The organism is Streptomyces albireticuli (assembly GCF_021228125.1).
Classification (GTDB): Bacteria; Actinomycetota; Actinomycetes; order Streptomycetales; family Streptomycetaceae; genus Streptomyces; species Streptomyces albireticuli.
Window position 1 is genome coordinate 1 of sequence record NZ_JAJQQS010000105.1, and the last position, 634, is coordinate 634.

The 634-nt window shown below is 61.4% G+C and carries 1 pseudogene; it reads right to left on the reverse strand.

The features are described from left to right. A pseudogene (locus LUZ64_RS36810) lies at positions 1-125 on the reverse strand (transposase family protein); the annotation flags it as partial. Positions 126-634: the final 509 nt, after the last annotated feature.

The following is a 634-nucleotide window of genomic DNA, read 5'->3' on the forward strand; positions in this document are numbered from 1 at the left end:
GGGGCAGTGCCGCCTGCGATGCCGAAACCAGCGGCGAGCTGGGTAAGGGTGTCATGCCGGCGCAGGTACACCAGCCCGACGAGGGCACGCCGAAGCGGCGGAAGTTTGCAGCGGCGGTCACCCTCACCCGATCAGTGACCACACTGAAAGAGCTCAGTGATCCGTCGGCAGTACGTGGCGAGGTATTCGGAGATCTAGTCGACGATCTTGGTCCTTACATGGGGGCGGGGGTTGTCGTTCCACGTGGTGATCCAGTTCCGTATGTCGCCTCGAGGTTCTGGACGCTGCGGCGGAGATTCTTGCTGGGCAGATCGGCGAACCATCGCTCGACCAGGTTCAGTCAGGACGATCCCGTCGAAGTGAAGCGCAGCTGGAAGCGCGGATGCGCCAGCAGCCACCTCCTGACCGACTCGGTCTTGTGGGTCACGTAGTTGTCACAGATCAGGTGCACGCCCAGATCAGCAGGGATCTCGAGGTCGAGCCTGGCCAGAAACTTTCTGAACTCGGCCTGAACCGTTCCGACTTTCCTGCCGGTGGTTTGTTGGCCGGTGATCAGCCGGCTACTGGTTCTGTGTCAGCGTAGTGTGCTGCTTCGTACTCGGTGGGACTGGTCATGCCCAGACTTGAGTGCAGT